A 22,147-nucleotide genomic window follows, 5' to 3' on the forward strand; every position below is an offset into this window, starting at 1 on the left:
GTCGTCGTGCGCGACTGGCGACGCGTGTACGCGAACCGTCTCGCACTGACGGATGCTCTCGTCCTGATCTGGGTGGTCTTCGGGACACAACTGGTCTGGTTCGACTTCGATCAACAGACGACGAACGTGGGATTCTCCAATCGGATGTCCGTCGCGGTGAACTACACGATCATCTCGGTCGTCCTGATCGGTGCGTGGATGCTGACCCTCCGCGTGTTCGGGACCCGAGAGGCTCGAATCGTCGGCAACGGCAACGCCGAGTACAAGCTCATCGCCGATGCGAGCATCCGCCTCTTCGGCCTCGTGGCCATCGTCGCGTTCCTCTTCAAACTCGACCTCGCTCGCGGCTACTTCCTCCTCGCGTTCCCGCTCGGCATCCTTGTACTCCTCCTGTCCCGCTGGATGTGGCGGCAATGGCTCTCGGTGCAGCGCGCCCGGGGCAAGTACTCCTCGCTCGTCCTGCTCGTCGGGTCCGCCGACTCCGCGGAGCACATCGCCGCCGAGCTGGGGCGATCGACGGATTCCGGGTACCGCGTCGTCGGCGCTTGTGTTCCGACGGGCAAGGTCGGTGGCACACTCGGATCGACCACGATCCCGGTATCCGGAACCGTCGACACCGTGCTGCAGGCGCTCGAGGCGACAGGTGCGGACACGGTGATCATCACGAGTTCCGACGAACTCACGCCGGTACGCGTCCGGCAGCTCAGCTGGAGCCTCGAGCCCGGTCGTCAGCACCTCATCGTTGCGCCGAGCCTCACCGACATCGGTGGCCCGCGCATCCACACGCGGCCGGTGGCCGGTCTGCCGCTCATCCACGTGGAGACGCCGCGCTACGAGGGCCGGAAGCGGTTCTCGAAGCGGTTCTTCGACATCCTCGGTTCCGGTGCGATCCTGCTCGTCGCGTCGCCGATCCTGCTCATCGTCGCCCTCCTGGTGAAGTTCACCAGCCCCGGTCCGGTCCTCTACCGGCAGGAGCGGGTGGGGCTGAACGGCGAACCGTTCAACATGCTGAAGTTCCGCTCCATGCGCGTGAACGCCGACGCGGAGCTCGCCGCGTTGCTCGCCCAACAGGGCACGAGCGATCGCCCGCTGTTCAAGGTGCAGAACGATCCACGCCTGACTCGTGTCGGCGCCACCCTGAGGAAGTTCTCGCTCGACGAGTTCCCACAGCTCATCAACGTCTTCCGCGGCGACATGAGTCTGGTCGGTCCGCGCCCGCAGCGTGAGGGCGAGGTCGCGCTCTACGACTCCGCGGCGAAGCGCCGCCTCATCGTGCAGCCCGGCATGACGGGCCTCTGGCAGGTCAGCGGCCGCTCGGCGCTCAGCTGGGAGGACGCCATCCGCCTGGATCTGTACTACGTCGAGAACTGGTCACTCATGGGCGACGTCGTCATCCTGTGGCGGACGATCCGTGCCGTCGTCGCGCCGGGTTCGGAGGCCCACTGATGGCGGGGCTCATCATCCACGAGTGGATCGAACGTCACGGTGGCTCCGAGAACGTCGTCGATGCGATGGCCGCCGCCTATCCCGACGCCGACATCCACTGCCTGTGGAGCAACGCGCCAGACCGCTTTCCCGGCCACACCGTGACTGAGTCCTGGATCGCGCGGACACCACTTCGTCGGAGCAAGGCGGCCGCCCTGCCGTTCATGCCGACCACCTGGGCCCGGACCGACGTCTCCGCCGCCGACTTCGTCCTCATCAGCTCGCACGCCTTCGCGCATCACGCCGGCGGACGGCAGGAAGTGGACGGCCCGCAGCGGTTCGTCTACGTCCACACGCCTGCCCGATACCTCTGGGCCCCCGAGCTGGACGTCCGCGGCGGCAACCTCGCAGCCCGCGCACTCGCCCCCGCACTCCGTCGAGTCGACCGCAAGCGCGCGCAGGACGGCGCGACGTTCGCCGCCAACAGCGACTACATCCGCCAGCGGATGGAGCGCTCGTGGGGCGTCGAGGCGGAGGTCATCCACCCGCCGGTCCGTGTCGAGTACCTCCAGAGCGTGCCGTCCTGGGCGGACCGCCTGAGCGCCGAAGACGCGTACCTGTTCTCGACCCTGCCGTCCGAGTACGTCCTCGGTGCCTCCCGTTTCGTCGACTACAAACGGCTCGACGTCGCCATCCGCGCCGGCGAACTCGCCGGCCTGCCGGTCGTGCTCGCGGGCGCTGGTCCGCAGCACGCCGAGCTACAAGCCCTCGCGGATGCCGCGATGGTGCCGGTCATCATCATGACGAGACCGAGCGACGAACTGCTCTTCGCGCTCTACCAGGCGGCGTCGCTCCTCGTGTTCGCAGCCGTGGAGGACTTCGGCATCATGCCCGTCGAGGCGATGGCACTCGGTACGCCCGCGCTCGTGCTCTCCGAAGGTGGCGCGTCCGAGAGCGTGCTCGCCATCGACGGCGGCGTCGTCGTCGATGCGCTCGACGACGCGACGCTGCGCGAGGCGGTCGAGCGCGCCCTCCTCGTCGACATGGCACCGGCTCAAGAGCGCGTCAACGCGCTGTTCGGCTCCGCCGCCTTCGCCACCAAGCTCACCGGCTGGGTCGGCCGACCCGCCCGCACTGACGGAACCGATCGGACCCTCGCCTCATGATCCTTGCCGACACCAGGTGGAGCGGCGTCCATGGCATCGGTCGCTATGCGTCCGAGGTACTCCCACGGTTGAGCGTCGAATGGTCGGCGCTCGAGGTGGGCGGGCGCCCATCACAGCCACAGGACTTCCTGCGGGTTCGACGCGCACCACGGGGAGCGAGCATCTACAGCCCCGGATACAACGGGTTCATCGCTCGCATACCCCAGGTAGTTACGATTCACGACCTCATCCATTTGCACCCCACCACGCCGCGACGTTCCGTCTATGCGGCCCACTACGCCACGGTGCTGCGGCCGCTCGTGCGCAGAAATCGACTCGTGCTCACCGTTTCGGAGACATCGAAGCGGGTAATCGAGGAGTGGGTAAATGACGATCGAGTACGTGTCGTCAATGCGGGCAACGGCTTGTCGGCAGCATTCCGGATTGACGGCCCGTCCGAGGCTGCTGATCCCTATTTCTTGTATGTAGGAAATCTCAGAGCCCACAAGAACCTCGACGTCGTGCTCAAAGCACTTGCCCAGACCGATGACTGTCGTCTGGTCGTCGTAATGAACGACCGCGACGGCGCGATCCGTCGAGCGGCCGAGTTCGGTGTCGCTGAAAGGGTGGATGTCCGAAGCGGTCTCACCGATGATGCTCTGGCGGCACTGTACCGGGGGGCCGTGGCCACGGTGTTCCCCTCACTCGTCGAAGGTTTCGGGCTACCGGCTGCTGAGAGCATCGCCTGCGGCACGCCAGTGATCTTCTGGGAAGGCTGCGAGTCAATAGCAGAGATTTCCCGTGGCCAGGGTGTCTCGATCGCCGATGCGCATGACGACCTCGAGTGGGCACACGCGCTTTCAGCAACGCTTGCGGATCGACCTCAGGCGAGCGAATTCGCCGCCGAGTACAGCTGGGACAAGACCGCTGATCTCGTCTCTACGACATTGCGAGAGCGTTGATGAGCGGACAGCCTCCGCTCACAATCATGTTTGTGAGCCACACCGACGCATTCGGCACGTTCCGCGTCGGAAGTCATCATCTCGCCCGCGAGCTCTCGAAGCTCGGACACCGTGTGCTGCATCTATCCACTCCGGTGTCCTTGGCCCACCGCTTGCTCGGGCGGGGCGAGGCGACCCGGGATCACGCATCCCGTCAAGGTGCGATCACCGACGCGGACGGTGTCACGCACCTCGTGCCACGGACGATCTTTCCTGCGGGTTCGTCGCGCTTGCCGTATGAGCGGATCGTCTCGCATGTCTTCGGCGAGCCGAAGGTCGACGTTGTGCTCATCGATCAACCGACGCTCTGGTCGCTGCAGCTCAGGCGAGTGGCCACGACGCTCGTCTATCGTCCGACCGATCTCTACGAGACGGGAACGAAAGCGCGTTTCCAGCGCTCCATCCTCTCCGAAGCCGATGCCGCCGTGGCGACTTCCAGCGAGGTACTTGCGAGGTTGCCGCTCTCGCCGGGAACGCCGTCTATGGCTTTGCCGAACGGCGTCGAGTTGGCTCGTTTCGCGGAAGCATCATCCACCGACGCTCGACCGCAGCGTGCAATCTACGTCGGCGCTCTCGATGATCGATTCGATTGGGGCGCTGTTCGCGCGATGGCTGACTCGGCATCCGACTGGACGTTCGATATCTATGGCCCCGGTCCAGCACCGACGGCCCCGCTGCCAGGTAATGTCACCCTTCGTGGCGTGGTTTCGTACGACGATCTACCCGCAGTCCTTGGACGTGCACGGATTGGGCTGCTGCCCTTGTCTGATGCTCCGGTCAATCAAGGGCGGAGTCCGATGAAGTTATACGAATACCTGGCCTCCGGGCTAGCCGTCGTCACCCGCGCAACTCCTGTTCTTCAGGCCGCGCCAGCATCCGGAGTCTTCACATACACGACGACCCGCGACGCTGCGCGCGCGTTCGCCGCTGCACAAACAGTCGCGAACCCGAATGTGCCGGGTCAAGCTGCAGCTTCCGCACAGGACTGGGCCTCCAAGGCGTCCGCATTGCTCGCATTCGTCTGCGAGGCACGCGTATGAGTTCGACCAAGCCTCTGTCCAGGATGCCGATGCTGATTCGGAATCAGCACGAGCCCCCTCCGGTACGGTATGAACCAAGTCCGCTGCAAACGCCACGGGGGGAGGCCGGCATGATCCGTCGGATGCTCACCAGTCCGGTGTTCTATCTGCTGGCGCCGGTCGTAGCCAGCTGCTTCGTCTGGCTCGTCCCCGGGAGCTCATACCGACTCCGTGGTTTCGATGTTCGCGCCGATGCGAATGTCGGCGCATGGCTTCTCTTGATCACGTTCTACGCGGCGTGCGCTGGGCTGGTGTGGGTTGGCTCGCGCGTTGGTCGAGTGCTCGGTCCGAGCGAGTCGCTCGTCACCCGGACGACTTCGGGTAGGTTCCAGCGCCGGTTCTCGGTCGTACTCACCGTGTTCGCTTCAATTGGTGTGCTGTACTCCATGTACCTCGCCCAACAGCAGACGTCGATCATCGAAGTCCTGACGGCGACCCAAGGAAACGACCTGAAAGAAACGATCGGCGGTGTTGCTGGTATTGCGACCTTGCGATACACGGCCGCAATTTCTGCGCCGGTCGCAATGTACGTCTGGAAGTACAGCGGCGGGCGGCTATCGCTCGCTGTATGGAACATCCTGCTCCTGGTCGCGAGCGCACTTTTCTCAAGTCGCCTGTCGATGATCATGGCCGTCGTCGTCCTGATCTTCTTGGTGTTCCGTCTCCGCGGGGAGATTCGCTTCAGAGCAGTGCCGGTGGTTACGAGCGCGGCGCTGGTCTTCGCGGCACTAACGGTCTTCAACTACTTCCGCAACGCTCAGTACTACCTTGCATCAGGCGTCAGTGACCCTGTGTCGATGAACTTCTATCAGATTGCCGCCTATCTCGGAGCGCCCTTCCAGGTCTCACTTGGTGTGGCAAACGGGATCATGAATCGAGGATATTCGACGTCCAGCGACCCGATCTCGTCTGCACTGCTCATCGTTCCAACCTTCCTGCGTCCAGAAGGCGAAGGAACCGGTCAGGCAGCCGCCCGATCCATCTCGCAAGTAGTCCAAGTAGCGTCGAGCCTCACGACGAACTCCGCCTTCGCGAATGTATTCGCCACGTACGGGTGGTGGGGTCTCGGCTACATCCTGATGACGATGTTCGTTGCGGGGTGGCTCTTCGGCTACATCAGTCACTTCAGGTCGATCGTTGTGGTAGCCGGCGCAGTTGTCGCCTACTCACTCGCCGAAATGTGGAGGATCTTCCTCTTCCCGCAAGGGCTCGTCGTGTACTTGTTGCTCGCCATACTCATCGCAACCGCGGTTGGCTTGAGCGGTGACGGACACGGTCGGCAATCGTCTCGAGCTCGCATCCCGCAGAAGTCATCACCTCAGCGTCCCGCCTGATATCCACCATGCACTCCGCGCACCGCCCATCTTCCGCACTTCACACCACCGCGCCGCTCTGCGGCCGATGATTGGAATCCGCTTGACTCCCCCACGAAAAGTCTTCGTCTCCCTCACCGGCGACTTCACCAACATCGGCGACGCCGTCATCCGACGCCAGTCTCTCGCCTGGGCGCGAAAAATGGGCGAGATCCGTGCGTACGTTGGTGGTGCACCCGAAGAGTGGTTCCCCTCAGTTGGTCTCATGGTTGACGACCATGTCGTACGGACAAAGGCGAATGTTCGCCACTGGATCAGCGACCTCATCCGGTCGAGGCGTCCCGTGTTCGTGTTCGACCCGGGCGAAGTTCCTCTCGATCGCGGCAATTTCCGTCGCGAAGTGGTCTATCTCGCATTGACTCTCCTCGTCCGCGCGAAGCGTGGGTATGTTGTACGGCCACCGCGCGCCGTCGCCCGTCCGACACGGGTCAACCTCGCTCTGCATCGCCTCGCGAGTCGCGCGTCGCAGGTTTGCCTCTGGCGCACGCGTGAGGACGCCGCACGGCTGCGGACTGGAAGGCCGTCCCCAGACATCGGTTTCAGCATGTCTACACGGGTCGGATCAGTCGCCGCAACGCGCACGGTCTTGGCGGTGAGTCTCCGCTGGGATCGTCCCATGCCCGAGGACCCGTGGTTCCAGGCAGTCCGCGACTTCGCTGCCGACAACGGCTTCAGCATCGAAGTCGTCTCGCAGGTCTATGGCGACGTGGCGCGATCTCGTGACGTGGCAGCACGATTGAACGCGTCTCACGACGACTGGTCGGGCAAACACGATCTTGCCCACGAAGCCTTCGTGCGTGAAGTTTACGACCGCTCGCGGATCGTGATCTCCGACCGACTCCATGTCCTGGTCGTCGCGGCAACGAGCGGGGTCGTGCCGGCACAGCTCATTCCGAACCCCGTCCCCAAGGTCGCGGCAAACTTCCGCGCGGTCGGATACGAGCAGATGACACTCAACAGTTCCATCAGCACGATTCCCGAAATGGCCGATTTCCTCTCAGCACAGCTGACTCGGCACGACGAGTTGGACACCGCCTTCTCCGCAGCGAGCCGCGAGCTCGAGACGATCGAGCATCAATTGCTCGCTGACGCATCGCTGTGAACGGTCTCCCGATGACCTTTAGACAAGGTGCACCAAATGGCTGAGCGAGGCGGCGCGGGTCGCCGATCAGCAACCACGATGATTGTGGGCCAGCTCATCGGGCAGTTGAGCCTCGTCGTCGCGATTCCGATTCTCACCAGGATCTTCACGCCTGCCGAAATGGGTGTCTATCAGATCGCCACTGCTGTCGCGCTCATCCTGCAGCCCCTTGCGTCGCTACGTCTCGAGTTCTACATCCCGCTCGTGCCCGACCAGCATGTCCTGCGCCGTTACATCCGAATTGGCTATCTATCGACCAGCGCTGTCGCGCTCGTGGCTGCGATCGTCGGGCTCCTGCTCCTGAGCACCGGAAACGCAACAGCTGCTGAGACGGCGACGATGGTCGGCTTCATCATCGCCGCCTATGCCTGGATGAATCTCGACAATGCACGTCTCATACGCACTGGCGAGCACGGACGGCTCGCGCTTCGGAACGCCGTCTCGGGCCTCTTGGCCGCAGGGCTGCAGCTTGTAGCCGCGGTCTTCCTGCACTCTGTCCTGGCGCTCGCGGTTGCGATCCTCATTGGTCGTGCCATTTCCATTCTCGCGACTCGACCCCGCAGCGGTGGTGTCGCAGCAAGTCAAACAGGAACGTCGGCTCCAGCGCTCACGCCTCGTCGTATTGCCCTGGCCGTGGGATCAGGAGTCGTGTGGACGGCTTCGATGCAGGCCATCACCATTGTCTCGGGCTCCACGTTCGGCACGGCCGCCAGCGGTTACGTGGGTGTCGCACAGCGTGTAGCCGGCGCTCCCATCGCACTCATCGGACAGGCGCTCTCCCAGATCGTTCAAGGCGGGGCTGCTGCAGCCATTCGCGCAAACAAGCCGACTGTCGCCTTGATCCTCCGCAAACAGGTAGTGAGACTTGGAGGAGTTGCCGTGCTGATGGCCGTGGCTCTCATCGTTCTGGCCCCGCTCCTCGCCGTGCCGGTGTTCGGTCCAGGGTGGGAGACCGCTGGCACAGTGACGGCGATTCTCGCTGTTCCGATGTCGTTGCAACTGATCGTCGCGCCGATCACCCCGCTGCTCCCGATGCTTGCGCGAGAAGGACTGCTGTTCAGCCTGCAACTCATGCGCCTCCTGCTCGTCGTCGTCGTCTGCGGCGCGATGATCGCATCCGGCGCCGGGCTCATCGCGACCTGCATCGCGTTCGCCATCGTGACCACCGTTGCCTACGCGATTATGGTGTCGGTACTACTCGTCGTTGCGCGAGGACACGATCGCCGCATTGTCGAGGCTTGCGAGTGACGAGCGCGTTCCTTCGAATCTGTTGTCCCGATTTTCCACTGAAACGAGCAGCATGACCGCATCCATGAGTCTTCGACGCAACGCTCGGTCTCGAGCTGCGGCTGCGACTCCGCCCTTGTCCTCGTTTCGCCCGGATATCCAAGGACTGCGCGCCTTTGCGGTTGTGGTGGTTATCTTGGACCACTTGTTTGCGTGGCCCTCAGGAGGTTTCCTCGGTGTCGACGTGTTCTTCGTCATCTCCGGATTCATCATCAGTTCGCTGCTGTTGCGTCAGATCGACAAACACGGGCGCATAGATTTCCGAGGGTTCTATCGGAAACGCGCCAAGCGCATTCTGCCCGCTTCGACGCTAGTCCTGACTGTAACCGTCCTTGCTTCGTTCTTGATCTACAACGTTTCGAAGGCGCAGGGCGTACTGACGGACGGCATCGCCTCTCTGTTCTTCGTCGCGAACTGGCGCTTCGCGTCAACCGGCACCGACTATTGGGCCGCCGAAGGCACCTCTCCATTGCAGCATTACTGGTCCCTCGGCGTCGAGGAGCAGTTCTACTTCGTCTGGCCGGTCATCCTGACGGCGCTCGCTCTCGTAACTGCCGCGATCGGCACCAGATCTCGACGGGTCGTCATAGGTGTGACCTTGAGCCTTCTCGTCTTGGCTTCTCTCGGGTGGGCACTGTTCGAAACCGCAACGAATGGCGCATGGGCCTACTTCTCGACCGCCACGCGCGCTTGGGAACTCGGAGTCGGCGCCCTGATCGCCGTCTGTGCGCCGCTACTGGTACGAATTCCGTCGGTCATGCGTCCATATCTCGCATGGCTCGGCATCCTCACAATGATCGCGGGTGTTGCGTTACTCAACAGCGAATCGCCGATCCCGGCGCCGGGCGCGCTGGTTCCCGTCCTCGGCACAGCGCTAGTCATCGCCGCTGGAACCGGTGGTAGGGCAGCATTCCTTTGGCCGCTCACGAACCGTGTCACGCGCTACGTTGGTGATATCTCTTACTCCTTGTACCTGTGGCATTTTCCATTGATCGTGCTCCTTGCCCCACTCTTCGACGATCCAATCAAGTACTCCGTAATCGTCCTTATCCTGACTGTCGCACTTGCCGTTACCTCCTACCACTTCGTTGAGAACCCTCTTCGGACGTCCGGCTGGCTTGAGCCTGCAGCTCGCAAGCGCCAGTTGAAGGCAGAACGCCGCGCGGCGCGGGATGAAACCCGCCAGCGCTGGACCTACGGGCTGTTCGGCGCTATAGCGACCTATGCGCTCATCTCCGTGACCATCTTGATCTGGCCAGCGCAACCGGCCACCTCTGCCGAGCCACGAGTCATTAGTTTCGGCGAGCCGGTCGCCACTTCCACAGCCGCCGCTGAAGCGATGCCCGCTCAGGCGGATCTTGGTGCCCGAATCGACGCAGCGTTGGCTGCCTCAGAATGGCCAGAGCTGACACCTTCTATCGCAACAATTCTCACGGATGGCGCCCCAATCGAGGACAGTGCAGGTTGCAGCCGGACGGTCGTAGCGGACCCAACCTCCTGCGCTTTCCCGAATGACGGAGCTACGAAGGAAGCGGTCGTTCTCGGAGACTCGACAGGAATCACCTTGCTGCCCTTGGTTCGCGAGGGGCTTGGAGGAGACTACAACGTTCGCGGTCTGACGATGGCGGCGTGCGTACCCTTCGACGTCTCGACCACCTTTGACGACGCGAATGACGCCAGCGCCTGTGAGCAGCACCGGGCTGCGGCGCTGACTGAGATCACAGCGCAAAGCCCTGATGTTGTATTCATCACAGCGATGTACGGATACATCAATAGCCTGGCCTCTGGGGCCACTGGCTCCGCCGCCGAACTCGAGTGGCGTCAGGGCACCGAATCTCTCGTAGCTCAATTGCAGGCCTCGGGCGCGCAGGTCGTTATAGTCAGTTCGCCGCCTCTCGGTAAGGCGCTAACGGACTGTGCAACCAACTTCAGCTCTCCTAGAGACTGCGTTGCTGAGATCACGTCGACGTACGACGATGTGAATTCGATCTACCGGTCGGTGGCTCAAACGACTGGCGCAGACTATATCGACACAAAGTCGTGGTTCTGTTCCGATGACGGACTCTGTCCGAGCTTCGTGGACGGGGTCGCAGTGAAGCGCGACAAAGTTCACACGACGCCCCAATACTCCGCGCTTCTAGTCCCAGTCTTCGTCGAGATCTGGGCGTCCATCCTCCATGGTTAGCTGCACGCGTAAGCCCTCGAGGCGGCCTCTCCCAAGGTGCTGTATCCGCGCACGGTTTGAAGACCCGCCCACGAACCTCGACAAGTGGCCCTCGGGCTGACCCGCGCATCCTGGATCCCTCCGCGATCCGTCTGTCCGTCACTACCACCAGTGGGAGAAGAGCATGCCAGCAACTGCAGGTAGCAAGACGCACGGCGCATTTACGATCCCGTCTCTGGACGGAATCCGTGCCATCGCCGTACTCATCGTGTTCGTGGGTCACACGGCGACGATGCCCGGGCTGTGGCCAGGGCATGTGGGCGTTACGATCTTCTTCTTCCTGAGCGGCTACCTGATCACTACACTGCTGCGGCGCGAACACGAGAAGACTTCCAGAATCTCCCTCCCGAAGTTCTACCTGCGAAGAGCACTCCGCATTCTCCCGCCCGCGTATCTCGCCATCGGAGCCGGAGTCCTCGTCGGGGCGATCGGGCTCCTTCCCGCGACCACAACGGGTTGGGGAGTTCTGGCCGAGGTTCTGAACTACACCAACTACTATCTGGTTTTCGAGGGCCGTGAAGGCCTGCCTCCAGAAACGAGCATGCTCTGGTCCCTCGCCGTCGAAGAGCACTTCTACCTCATCTTCCCGGCACTGCTGATAGTCCTCCTGTGGCGGAAACTAAGCATGCGGACGATCGCCCTCATTTTGATGGGGGCGTGCGCGTTTGCGCCCATCTGGAGGATCATTCTGACGGCGCAGGGCGCAGATTTCTTCCGCCTTTATACGTCCACAGATACTCGTTTTGACGCGCTTCTGTTCGGCGCGGCCATGGCGCTGCTCTTCAATCCAGCGGTCGGAGACCGCGCACCGCTTGGGCTGTCAGACCGCACCATCAGCCGGCTCGTTCCGGTAGCGCTGCTCGTTTTCGCCGCCACCGCCGTCGTCGATATTCCGCAGTTCCGCTTGACGATCGCCGACACCATTCAGATTATGTGTCTGGTGCCCATCTTCTGGTTCGTGATCGCGCAGCCAAACGCATGGGCAGGAAAAATCCTTAACAATCGTTGGCTCGCCCATATCGGAGTCTTGTCGTTCTCCGTCTACCTCTTCCACCGACTTGCGATCTCGATCACGGGGGCGTTCCTTCCCATCGAGCCGGTCGCAGACGCGCTCGCGTTCCCCCTGACTCTGGTCGTTGCTGAACTGGTTTACCGACTGGTCGAAGTGCCGCTGGGGAGGCTCCGCCGAAAACTTGAAATACGCGCGCCGGGAACTCGACTCCTGCCGCCGCGCATCGGCAACCGGTCGAAGGCCCAGCCATGATTTCGGTCAAGAGCCGTGTTGGCTGCTTCGGCAACCGCATGGAAGCGATCCCAGGCCGCTGACATCTTCAACTCGAACTGGACATGACGCAGCGCGAGGCGACAGCCTGAGGAATCGAAGTACCGCCGCCGACGGTGTCGGGCAAATCACGGCTGGATGGCCGCAGTCATCGCACACTCGATCCAGCGAGACGTTGCGCGTTTGGATGGATCTGGCGACACTCTCGAACTCGGCTGAATGGCCCACTCCGTCAGATTAGAGATCAGTCGAGTTGAAGACCCAGGGGTTAGCCCACCCATCGCCTGCGATAACACCCTGCGTGCTCCCTCCAGCTCGATTACGTTAGACGCTAGGGCACTGAATTGTCGTCAGTGCTCCGGTGTCTGGGATGACGCGGGTCTATGCGGATCGGTGAGATGGGCCACGGGAGGCATAAGTGACCAAAAGTGATGGCCCCGCGCAGCCAAAGGTGAGCGAGCCTGGAGGGGAACAGGATGCCCGCTCCAAGCGCCCCACCTCCCGCCGCGACTTCTTCCGCGCCGCGGGCTTCGGCGTCGCCGGGTTAGCGGCAGGCGGTGCGGTCGGCGGCGGCATCGCAGCCGCCACCGCGTCCGACCCGCAGGAGGACTACGGTTTCACGCCGCTCCCCAGACGCAGCGAACCGGGGTTCGACCACGTCGTCGTCGTGATGTTCGAGAACCGTTCCTTCGACCACATGCTCGGCTGGCTGTATCCCGCCGGAGGCGAGCCGGCCGGCCAGACCTTCGACGGCCTCGCCCAGGGCGACTACAGCAACCCCGGCGAGTCCGGCGAAGCCGTCCCAGCCCACGTCTACACGGGCCCCACCGACCAGATCATGGCCCAGCCCGACCCGGACCCCGGCGAGTTCTACCCACACGTCAACACGCAGCTCTTCGGCACCATCGACCCCGAGAGCAACGGCGACCTCCGCAACCCGCTGCAGCCGCCGTGGAACCTCCCCGCCGACACCTCCTCCCCCAAGAACGACGGCTTCGTCAAGGACTACATCGTCAACTCCACGCTCGCCCGCGGACGCAAGCCGACGCCCGAGGAATACTCCACCGTGATGGGCGGCTTCTCCCCCGAGATGCTGCCGGTGCTGTCCACGCTCGCCAAGAACTTCGGCGTCTACGACCACTGGTACGCGGCGGTCCCCTCACAGACCTTCTGCAACCGCTCCTTCTTCCACGCGAGCACCTCCCACGGGTACGTCACCAACATCGAGGGCGACGGCATCGGCAAGTGGCTGAGCGCACCTGCCGTCCCCACCGTGTTCAACCGACTCGAGGAGGCCGGCAAGACCTGGCGCGTCTACTACGACGCCCAACAGGTCGTGTCCCTCACCGGTCTGCTGAGCGCACCGTCGATCGAGCAGTACTGGAAGAGCAACTTCCGCAGCATGGAGCAGTTCCACGAGGACGCCGCGAACGGTGACCTGCCCGACTACGCCTTCGTCGAACCACGGATGGTGTTCGACCACAACGACATGCACCCGCCGGTCGTCCGTCCCGACAACCCGAGCCGGGACGACCTCGACCCGGAGCTCGACTCCGCCTACTCCGACATGCGTGCCGGCGAGCAACTCCTCGGCGAGGTCTACACGGCGATCAAACACGGGGCGTCGACCACCGGCTCGAACGCGATGAACACGGTCATGCTCGTCACCTTCGACGAACACGGCGGCATCTACGACCACGTCGCGCCACCTGAGGCGACCCCGCCGTCGGGCAAGCCGGAGGCGGGCGAGATGGGCTTCACCTTCGACCGCCTCGGACTGCGGGTGCCGACCATCGTCATCTCCGCGTACACGAAGGCCGGCAGCGTCATCAACGAGGAGATGCATCACGGCTCACTCATGAAGACCCTCGCCGAGCTGCACGGACTCGACCCGCTGACCGAACGCGACCGCACTGCCACGAGCATCTTCAACGCCGTGAACCTCACCTCACCGAGGCAACCGGTGCTGTGGCCGACGGTCACGCCCGCCTACGTGCCGCCGAACCCCGAGGCGAACGCCCGTGCCGACAAGGACAAGGACCGCAAGCGACCGCTCACGCCGCCGGCTCTCGGACTGATCGGGATCCTCCTCGCGAAGTACGAGCCCGGTGCCCCGCTGCCGGACAACTACGCCGACGCGTACGAGGTGCTGACGAAGCACGGCGAAGGCCTGTTCGGCACGCGGGACTGAGCGGGCGGTGGTGCCCTTCGACAAGCTCAGGGACCGGACCGGATCGCGACGGATGCGAACGCTTCGGTTCTACGCACCCCGTGGCCGCCGAAGCACCGCTCCCGGTTCCTGAGCGGGCCCGCTCGGTCTGAGCGCGCTCTTGGGCCCTAAGCACTACTCCCGGTCCCTAAGCACCACTCCCGGTCCCTGAGCGCGCCACCCGGTCTTGAGCACCCATCCCTACCCCGGGCACCCGTGCGGTCCCCGAACAGCCCTCCCGGTCCCTGAGTACCCCTCCCGGTCCCTGAGCTTGTCGAAGGGTGGCGACCCCCGTCGAGAGGTGCGAGCCCGCCGACCCGCGACCTCAGAACTCGACGTCTGCTACCGGCGGGAACTCGGTGATCGGTTCATCGCCGAACGGGGCGAGTTCCAGGTACGTCGGCCGGTCGTCCTCGATGAAGAGGAGGAGGAAAGCGTTCGACGTACTCGCCTCGAGGACCGTCTGACGCGCCGTGGTTGGCCGGTCGTAGCCCTCAGGGACAAGGTCGATCGAGGGACACGTGCCGCACCCGCACGTCCCGTGCACCATGACGCCCGGGAGCTGGCCCGCCCACCGTTCTCGATCGGAGGCGGCGACGGCCCGGTCGGCACCCGGCTCCGTGCCGCGGGCGATCAGGGCGACCAGGAGGTCACGCTCACGGTCGGCGAGGGGGCGCATATGGCGAGTGTACGCGGGCCACGCGAGAACTCCCCCGCCGCTCGCAGAGCCCGGCGAGGCATCCGAACGCAACAGACGTTGGCTAAATATCCCAGATCAGCGCCGGAATCGGTCGGCATTCGAATGTCAGTGGCTCGTGTTTGGATGGTCCCATGTCCAGCAGCCCACACCTTCCCCTCGGTCCGGTCTCCGCCGACCCCTTGGGCACGCTGGGCGAGACGGTGTCCGAGCTCCTCCGCACCTGGTCGGGCGCGCTCGACCCGATCCGACCGGGCGACGACGCCATCGAGCAACTCGCCGGCATGAACGACGCAGGCGTGGTCCGCGTCCTCGACCAGCTGGGTGCGGTACAGCATGTGGTCGAAGTCCTGGCCGCACGGGTCATGGGTTCGGTGTCGGAGCGCTCCCGCGGCGGCATCGTCGGCCACGACCCGTTGGCCCGCGGCCACGGGTATGCGACGCCGGCCGTCATGCTCTCGGAACGGTGGCGCATCTCTCGCGGACGCGCCGCCACGATCACCTCGGTCGCCCAAGCGATCACCCCCAAGCGCGCCCTCACCGGCGACGTCATCGAATGCGACCGCCCTGAGATCGCCGCAGCCATCGAACCCCGGCCCGCCGCCGACGCCCCCTGCCTGCCGCTGTCTGCAGGGGACAACCCGACGTGCACGGTCGACCACGACGAGGCGACCACCCCATCCGGCTTCGTCCGGTCCGCACTCAGTGTCGAGGGCGCGGGCATCCTGCTGCGCGAACTGCGACTGGTGGGCTCCGGCGTCGACGACGAACGCGTCCACCGTGCCGTCAGTGCAGGCATCGAGCACTGCGACGGTGCACCGCTCGCCGAGGTCAACAGCCTCGCCAAGCTCGTCCGCACCAGCCTCGACCAAGACGGCCCCGTGCCGCGCGAGATCGCGCTCCGGAAGCAGCAGCGCTGCACCCTCCGCGAACTCCCCGACGGCATGACCGAGCTCCGCGCCTTCCTCGCGCCCGAGGCGGCGGGATGGGTCCGCGCGACGATGGATGCCGTCGTCGGCAAGCAGCTGCGGCAGGTCCGGTTCGTCGATCCCTCTGACGAAACGGCCGCGGCGCCAGCAACCGGCGGTGAGCTGCCCTCAGCCGATCCCTTCGACGACGCCTACGTCCCGCCGGCAGAGATGCCCGACACCCGCACGATGGACGAACACCGCGTGGAAGCCCTCGTCGGGGTCTTCCGTCACGCCGCAGGTTGCGAGTCGGCGGTCATGGAACTGGCACCCGTCTCCCTCATCATCCGCATGGACGAACCCGACCTGGCCGACGACGGCCAGTGGTCCGACGGCCGGGCCTACATCGACGGCGTCTCCGAACCGATCTCCGCCGGCACCGCACGGTGCATGGCAGCCGATGGCCGGATCATCCCGATGGTGCTCGGCGGGCCGTCGCAGGTGCTCGACCTCGGGGTCGGCACACGATTGTTCACCAAGAATCAGAAGATCGCCCTCGCTGAGCGCGATGGTGGCTGCGCCTGGACCGGCTGTACCCATCCACCGTCGTATACCGAGGCCCATCACCTCGTCTGGTGGTCACGGGGCGGACCGACCGACCTGTCCAACGGCATCCTGTTGTGCAGTTTCCATCACCATCGCATCCACAACGACGGATGGGAGGTCATCGTGCGCGACCACGTGCCCTGGTTCATCCCGCCCGCGCACATCGACCCGCATCGCATCCCGCGACGCGGCGGCAAGCCGAGGCTGCGCGCTGCGTGACGCGCTCAGCACGACCGGACGATTATCTCGACGTCAAACCAATCCACGCCGCCGGACGCTCCGAAGCACTGTTTCCGGTCATTTTCGTTACCCGAACGCGCAAATGGCCGGCGCGCATGGCCCGGGCCAAGCGGTCCCGGCACGTGCGACCGGGCGGAGTGCAGCAACGGAGCTGCCGCTCCGCCTTCCTCCCCGCCGCGCTCGAGCCAGGAAGTCTCCCGTGTGCCCTTCGACAAGCTCAGGGACCGGGGGCGGTATCGGTCACTGAGCTTGTCGAAGCGCACCGCGGACAGCTCTCCACCAACGCCAAGGAACGGGGGGTCTCGGTCATTGAGCCTGTCGAAATGCAACACGGACAACCCTTCATCAAGCTCAGGGAACGGGAACGGGCGCTGAGCCTGTCGACGTGTCAGCTCCCCGGCGGCAGCACGAAGCCCCGCCCTCGACCGGAGTTGAGAACGGGGCTTCGCAGGGTGAGACTAGGCCGTAACCTGCGCGCCCTTGCGGCGAGCAGCTGCGAACAGCATGCCGGCAGCGCCGAGGAGCAGCAGCGCGGCAGCGCCACCGACGAGGACACCCGAGTCCGAGCCGGTGTCAGCCAGCGTCGGGACGGGGGCGCCAGCGGCGACCGGGTCGGCGATGACGGCGATCGCGTCCTCGGCGAAGACACCCGCGCTGTCAGTCACGCGGAAGGTGTACGTACCGACCTGGATGCCCTCGCCCACGAAGGTGAGGTCAGCTGCGGCGAAACCACCGTCTGCGTCGGCGATGACCGTGTCGCCACCGTCAGCGGACCCGAAGACCTCGCCGTTCGGGTCGATGACGCTGATCGTCAGGGTGTCGCCCGGGGTGAAGCCCGTGACGGTCACCGCGAAGCCTGCACCGCCGGGGCGGACGTCGGAGAAGTAGATCGTGTCGGGGTCGACAACTACCAGCGGGTCGAAGACCGGAGCGACGACCGGAGCAGCGAAGTTGTAGTTGTCGCCGTTGAACGAGATCGTCTGGACGACGTCGTCGCCACCGGCGATGACGAGCACACCGAAGGCGAGCAGGTCGAAGCTGCCGAGCGCGCCGCTCAGGTCGGCGATGGACGTCGGCGTGTTCGCAGCGATGCCAGCGATGTCATCGCTGCTCGCGACCCAGTTGCCGGTGAGGCCCGCTGCGCCCGGGTTCTCGGGACGAAGCGTGGTGAAGGTGTTGGTGTCGCCAGTCTCGGCGTAGACCGGGATCTGGAAGTAGGCCAGGTTGTTCGTCGACACGACTCCAGCCGTCGCCGCAATCGTCGCGAAGGTGACATCCGCGCCGTCGACCGCGACCGGAGCCGCGTAACCGTTGATGATCTGCGAAGGACCGGTCATCTCGAGGCCGGCGTCGGTGACAACCGCGTCAGCGCCGGGAGGGGTGGTCGAGCCGGGAAGGCCGTAGCCTTCGTGCCAGCCGGTGTACACCGTCTCGTTGGCAGCAACCTGGTCATCGGTGACCTGGATCTCAGCTGCAGACGCGGGTCCGGCGATGAGGAGGGTGGATCCGGCGACAACTGCGATGCCGGTGGCGAGAGCCGCAGTGCGGCGTGACGTCTTCAAATTCACTGAGGTGAGTACTTTCGTCTAGGGGTCCGACAGGCGCGACGTCGCTGGCGGTTTCCTGAGACTAAGGGAACTCAGGGGGAAAGTTAATAGGGGGAACCACTCATTCTTTTGTCCTCTGCACGGGGGACACGCGAGCGAGGGTCTGCCGTGCGCCCTCCGACAAGCTCAGGGACCGGAGGAAGCGCCCGGGGCCGATTCGGTCACTGAGCCTGTCGAAGTGCGCGCGCGAAACCCCGCCCTTCGACAAGCTCAGGGGCCGGCAGAGGTGCTCGGGGACCGGCAGAGGGTGCTCAGGGACCGAAGAGTCGGCGACTCGCGGCTAGGCCAGTGCGGCGACCGTCTGGCGCGCGATCTCGAGCTCTTCGTTGGTGGGGACGACGAGGACGGTCACCGGGGAGTCGTCCGTCGAGATCACCCGGATGCCACGCGCACGCTCGGCGTTGCGATCCTCGTCGAGGATGATGCCGAGCCCCTCGAGCCCCTGCACCGCACCCGCGCGGATCAGCGGCGCGTTCTCGCCGACACCGGCGGTGAACACGACCACGTCGAGACCGCCGAGGACCGCGAGGTACGCCCCGAGGTAGTGCCGCAAGCGGTGGACGGTCACGTCGAGCGCGAGCTGCGCCGCTTCGTCGCCCTTCGACGCCGACTCGGTGACGTCGCGCATGTCCCCGGTACCCGACAGCCCCAGCAGACCACTGCGGCGGTTGAGCAGCGTGTCGAGCTCGTCGAACCCGAGCCCAGCCTTGCGATGCAGGTGGAACAGCACCGCGGGGTCGAGGTCACCGGAGCGCGTGCCCATGACGAGTCCTTCGAGCGGTGTCATGCCCATGGACGTGTCGACCGACCGGCCGCCGTCGATCGCGCACGCCGACGCCCCGTTGCCGAGGTGGAAGACGATCTGCTTCAGCTCACCGAGCGGACGATCGAGGAACGCCGCAGCCGCCTCCGACACGAACTTGTGCGAGGTGCCGTGGAAGCCGTACCGACGCACGCGGTGCTTCGCGGCGAGCTCCGCATCGATCGCGTAGGTGTACGCCGCAGCCGGGATGGTCTGGTGGAACGCCGTGTCGAACACCGCCACGTGCGGGACGTCGGGGAACGCGACCTGCGCCGCGTTGATGCCCTGCAGGTTCGCCGGGTTGTGCAGCGGCGCCAGCTCGGAGATGTCCTCGATGTTGATCTTCACGAGGTCCGTGACCACGGTCGGCTCGAAGAAGCGCTTCCCGCCGTGCACCACCCGGTGGCCGACCGCGATCGGCGCGTGCTCGTCGAGTGACGGCCCGTGCTCGGCGAACGCGTCGAGCATGACCCGGAACCCGGCTGTGTGGTCGGGGATCTCACGCTCGATGACCCAGCGCTCCTCGATGGGCGGGGTCGTCGCGCCGGCGGCGTCGGGCAGGTACGACCGGTGCTCGGCGGCACCCGTCGCGTCGCCGATGCGTTCGACGAGTCCGCTGGCGAGCGTCCGCTCCGTCTCGACATCGATGAGCTGGTACTTGAACGACGAGGAACCGGAGTTCACCACGAGGACGGTGGGCATGTGTGTCTGGACCTATTCCTGTTCCTGCGCCTGGATGGCGGTGATCGCGACGGTGTTGACGATGTCCTGCACGAGCGCGCCGCGCGACAGGTCGTTGATCGGCTTGTTGAGCCCCTGCAACACCGGGCCGATCGCGACGGCACCAGCCGAGCGCTGCACCGCCTTGTACGTGTTGTTGCCGGTGTTGAGGTCGGGGAAGATGAACACCGTCGCACGGCCGGCGACCTGCGAGTCGGGCATCTTCGTCGCGGCCACCGCGGCGTCGGCAGCGGCGTCGTACTGGATCGGCCCCTCGACGAGGAGGTCGGGCCGACGCTCACGCACCTGCCGGGTCGCCGAGCGGACCTTCTCGACGTCGGCACCCGCACCGGAATCACCGGTGGAGTACGACAGCATCGCGATGCGCTGCTCGATCCCGAACTGCTCCGCCGTCTCGGCCGAGGAGATCGCGATGTCGGCGAGCTGGGCGTCGGTCGGGTCGGGATTCACCGCGCAGTCACCGTAGACGAGCACGCGGTCTGCGAGCGCCATGAGGAACACACTGGACACCACGGAGACGCCCGGCTTCGTCTTGATGATCTCGAACGACGGCCGGATCGTGTGCGCCGTCGTGTGGGCGGCGCCCGAGACCATGCCGTCGGCGAGCCCGAGGTGCACCATCATCGTGCCGAAGTAGGACACGTCGGTGACGGCGTCGCTCGCCATGTCGATCGTGACGCCCTTGTGGGCCCGCAACCTGGCGTACTCCTCGGCGAACTTGAGGCGCAGCACCGCGTCGAATGGGCTGACGATGGTCGCCTTGCTGAGGTCGATGCCGAGCTCGATGGCCCGCGACCGCACCTCGATCTCCTCACCGAGGATGGTGAGGTCGGCGACCTCACGGGCGAGCAGGGTGCCGGCCGCGCGGAGGATGCGGTCGTCGTCGCCCTCCGGCAGGACGATGTGCTTGCGGTTCGACCGTGCACGCTCCAGCAGTCCGTACTCGAACATGAGCGGGGTGACGACGTCGGCGCGCGCCACGTTGAGCAGCTCGAGCAGGAGCGGTGCGTCGACGTTCTGCTCGAACAGTGCGAGCGCGGTGTCGTACTTGCGCTGCGAGTCGGCGGCGAGACGCCCACGGGTGTTCATGACGCGGACCGCGGTGTCGTAGGTGCCGAGGTCGGTGCTGACGATCGGCGGGATCTCGCCGAGACCGGAGATGAGCTCCTCCACCACCTCGGGCAGCGGGAACCCACCGTTGAGCACGATGCCCGCGATCGACGGGAACGTGCCGGAGGCGTTGGCCATGAGCGCGGCGAGCAGCACCTCCGTGCGGTCTGCCGGGATCACGATGACGGATCCCTCGGTGATGCGCGGGAGCACGTTCACCATGGACATGCCCGCCACGACGACGCCGAGCGCCTCGCGGGTGAGCAGCTCCTCACTGCCCTTCACGAGGGTGCCGTCGACCGCCTCGAGGATGCTGTCCATGGTCGGCGCGATGAGGAAGGTGTCTTCGGGGATGGCCCAGACGGGGACCATCGCGGCGCCGGCGGCGTGGCCGGCCGGGGCGACGACGGAACCGTTCGCGGAACCGTTCGGGTGGATGGCGTCGCTGATCGCAGCGGTGATCTCGAGGAGCTTGTCGGGATCGGCGCGGTTCGCGACGACAGCGAGCAACTGGGCGTGCGCGTCGGCGAGCTCACCGAGGGCGAGTTCGGCGATGTTGCGCATGTCGTCGGGTGTGCGGGCGACAGACTGCCCGAGCTGCTCTCCGGCACCCTGACCGGCACGGCCGCCGAGCACGAGCAGCACGGGCGCACCGAGGTTGGTGGCGATGCGCGCGTTGTAGCCGAGCTCCGTCGGGCTGCCGACGTCGGTGTAGTCGGAGCCGAGGATGACGACAGCGTCGCACTGCGCCTCGATGTGCTTGTACCGCTGGACGATGCGCGAGAGCGCCGCCTCGGGATCGGTGTGCACGTCGTCGTAGCTGACGCCGATGCAGTCCTCGTAGGCGAGGTCGACGCCGTCGTGCTCGAGCAGCAGCTGCAGCACGTAGTCGGGTTTCGTCGTGGACCGTGCGATGGGGCGGAACACCCCGATCCGCTCGATCTGATGGCTCAGGGTGTCGAGGACCCCGAGGGCCACCGTCGACTTCCCGGAGTGTCCTTCGGCAGAGATGATGTAAATGCTTCGCGCCACGGTTTCCAGCCTACGGGGGCGTGCTCTGCGGGGGCTGGGTAAGCGCACAATGTCGTCCTCTCGGGGAGCGGTAGCAGCGAATCCGGCCCGGGGCAAGCCTGGATATCCGCCGTCATGAATGTTGCGGCCAACGCGACCGCGGGAATGGTTGGCAATGGAAACGCTTACACGATCGACAACCGCGACGTTCCGCCGAAGTGGCCGCCGATCCCCGCGCTACACCCGCGTAGCGTTGCGC

Annotated in this window: 15 protein-coding genes; 11 read left to right on the forward strand and 4 right to left on the reverse strand. The window is 65.2% G+C overall.

Annotation, left to right across the window (positions count from 1 at the left end):
- Nucleotides 1-6 precede the first annotated feature (6 nt).
- The 10 genes from AC4PMY_RS11585 (at nucleotide 7) to AC4PMY_RS11630 (ending at nucleotide 14,148) form a co-directional block, all read left to right on the forward strand.
- Nucleotides 7-1,446, forward strand: a complete 1,440-nt coding sequence (locus tag AC4PMY_RS11585; RefSeq protein WP_491622782.1) for a sugar transferase — start codon at nucleotides 7-9, stop codon at nucleotides 1,444-1,446.
- Nucleotides 1,446-2,591, forward strand: coding sequence for a glycosyltransferase (locus AC4PMY_RS11590; RefSeq protein ID WP_491622783.1), 1,146 nt, complete (start codon nucleotides 1,446-1,448; stop codon nucleotides 2,589-2,591). The genes AC4PMY_RS11585 and AC4PMY_RS11590 overlap by 1 nt, the downstream gene beginning before the upstream one ends.
- The gene (locus tag AC4PMY_RS11595; protein ID WP_491622784.1) at nucleotides 2,588-3,532 is read left to right on the forward strand and encodes a glycosyltransferase family 4 protein; all 945 of its coding nucleotides are present in this window, start codon (nucleotides 2,588-2,590) and stop codon (nucleotides 3,530-3,532) included. Before AC4PMY_RS11590 ends, AC4PMY_RS11595 begins: the two co-directional genes overlap by 4 nt.
- 32 nt (nucleotides 3,533-3,564) lie before the next feature.
- Nucleotides 3,565-4,611: a glycosyltransferase gene (locus AC4PMY_RS11600; protein WP_491622785.1), complete on the forward strand. Its 1,047-nt coding sequence runs from the start codon at nucleotides 3,565-3,567 to the stop codon at nucleotides 4,609-4,611.
- 110 nt (nucleotides 4,612-4,721) lie between these two features.
- Nucleotides 4,722-5,984 (forward strand): hypothetical protein, encoded by a 1,263-nt coding sequence (locus AC4PMY_RS11605; protein WP_491622786.1) that lies wholly within the window; start codon nucleotides 4,722-4,724, stop codon nucleotides 5,982-5,984.
- Nucleotides 5,985-6,066: 82 nt separating this feature from the next.
- Complete coding sequence (locus tag AC4PMY_RS11610; protein WP_491622787.1) at nucleotides 6,067-7,125, forward strand: hypothetical protein; 1,059 nt, start codon at nucleotides 6,067-6,069, stop codon at nucleotides 7,123-7,125.
- A gap of 36 nt (nucleotides 7,126-7,161) precedes the next feature.
- Nucleotides 7,162-8,412: an oligosaccharide flippase family protein gene (locus AC4PMY_RS11615; RefSeq protein ID WP_491622788.1), complete on the forward strand. Its 1,251-nt coding sequence runs from the start codon at nucleotides 7,162-7,164 to the stop codon at nucleotides 8,410-8,412.
- Nucleotides 8,413-8,464: 52 nt separating this feature from the next.
- A complete protein-coding gene (locus tag AC4PMY_RS11620; RefSeq protein WP_491622789.1) occupies nucleotides 8,465-10,636 on the forward strand; it encodes an acyltransferase family protein in 2,172 nt (723 codons plus the stop codon).
- Nucleotides 10,637-10,799: 163 nt separating this feature from the next.
- A complete protein-coding gene (locus AC4PMY_RS11625; RefSeq protein ID WP_491622790.1) occupies nucleotides 10,800-11,939 on the forward strand; it encodes an acyltransferase family protein in 1,140 nt (379 codons plus the stop codon).
- Between the two features lie 469 nt (nucleotides 11,940-12,408).
- Entirely contained in the window at nucleotides 12,409-14,148 is a 1,740-nt protein-coding gene (locus AC4PMY_RS11630) for an alkaline phosphatase family protein (protein ID WP_491622791.1), read from the forward strand.
- Nucleotides 14,149-14,491: 343 nt separating this feature from the next.
- On the opposite strand, the gene AC4PMY_RS11635 is transcribed toward AC4PMY_RS11630, so the two are convergent.
- Entirely contained in the window at nucleotides 14,492-14,845 is a 354-nt protein-coding gene (locus AC4PMY_RS11635; RefSeq protein ID WP_491622792.1) for a hypothetical protein, read from the reverse strand.
- 152 nt (nucleotides 14,846-14,997) lie between these two features.
- Here AC4PMY_RS11635 and AC4PMY_RS11640 point away from each other — a divergent pair, with 152 nt between their 5' ends.
- Nucleotides 14,998-16,596, forward strand: coding sequence for an HNH endonuclease signature motif containing protein (locus AC4PMY_RS11640; RefSeq protein ID WP_491622793.1), 1,599 nt, complete (start codon nucleotides 14,998-15,000; stop codon nucleotides 16,594-16,596).
- 479 nt (nucleotides 16,597-17,075) lie between these two features.
- Here AC4PMY_RS11640 and AC4PMY_RS11645 read toward each other — a convergent pair whose 3' ends face one another.
- From AC4PMY_RS11645 to pta, 3 genes are all read right to left on the reverse strand, one after another.
- Entirely contained in the window at nucleotides 17,076-18,185 is a 1,110-nt protein-coding gene (locus AC4PMY_RS11645) for a hypothetical protein (protein WP_491622794.1), read from the reverse strand.
- A 319-nt stretch (nucleotides 18,186-18,504) separates the two neighbouring features.
- Nucleotides 18,505-19,728, reverse strand: a complete 1,224-nt coding sequence (locus AC4PMY_RS11650; protein WP_079706815.1) for an acetate/propionate family kinase — start codon at nucleotides 19,726-19,728, stop codon at nucleotides 18,505-18,507.
- A gap of 12 nt (nucleotides 19,729-19,740) precedes the next feature.
- Complete coding sequence (pta, locus tag AC4PMY_RS11655; protein WP_064296374.1) at nucleotides 19,741-21,909, reverse strand: phosphate acetyltransferase; 2,169 nt, start codon at nucleotides 21,907-21,909, stop codon at nucleotides 19,741-19,743.
- Nucleotides 21,910-22,147: the final 238 nt, after the last annotated feature.

This window comes from Plantibacter sp. MDV22-iso1 (assembly GCF_058408345.1).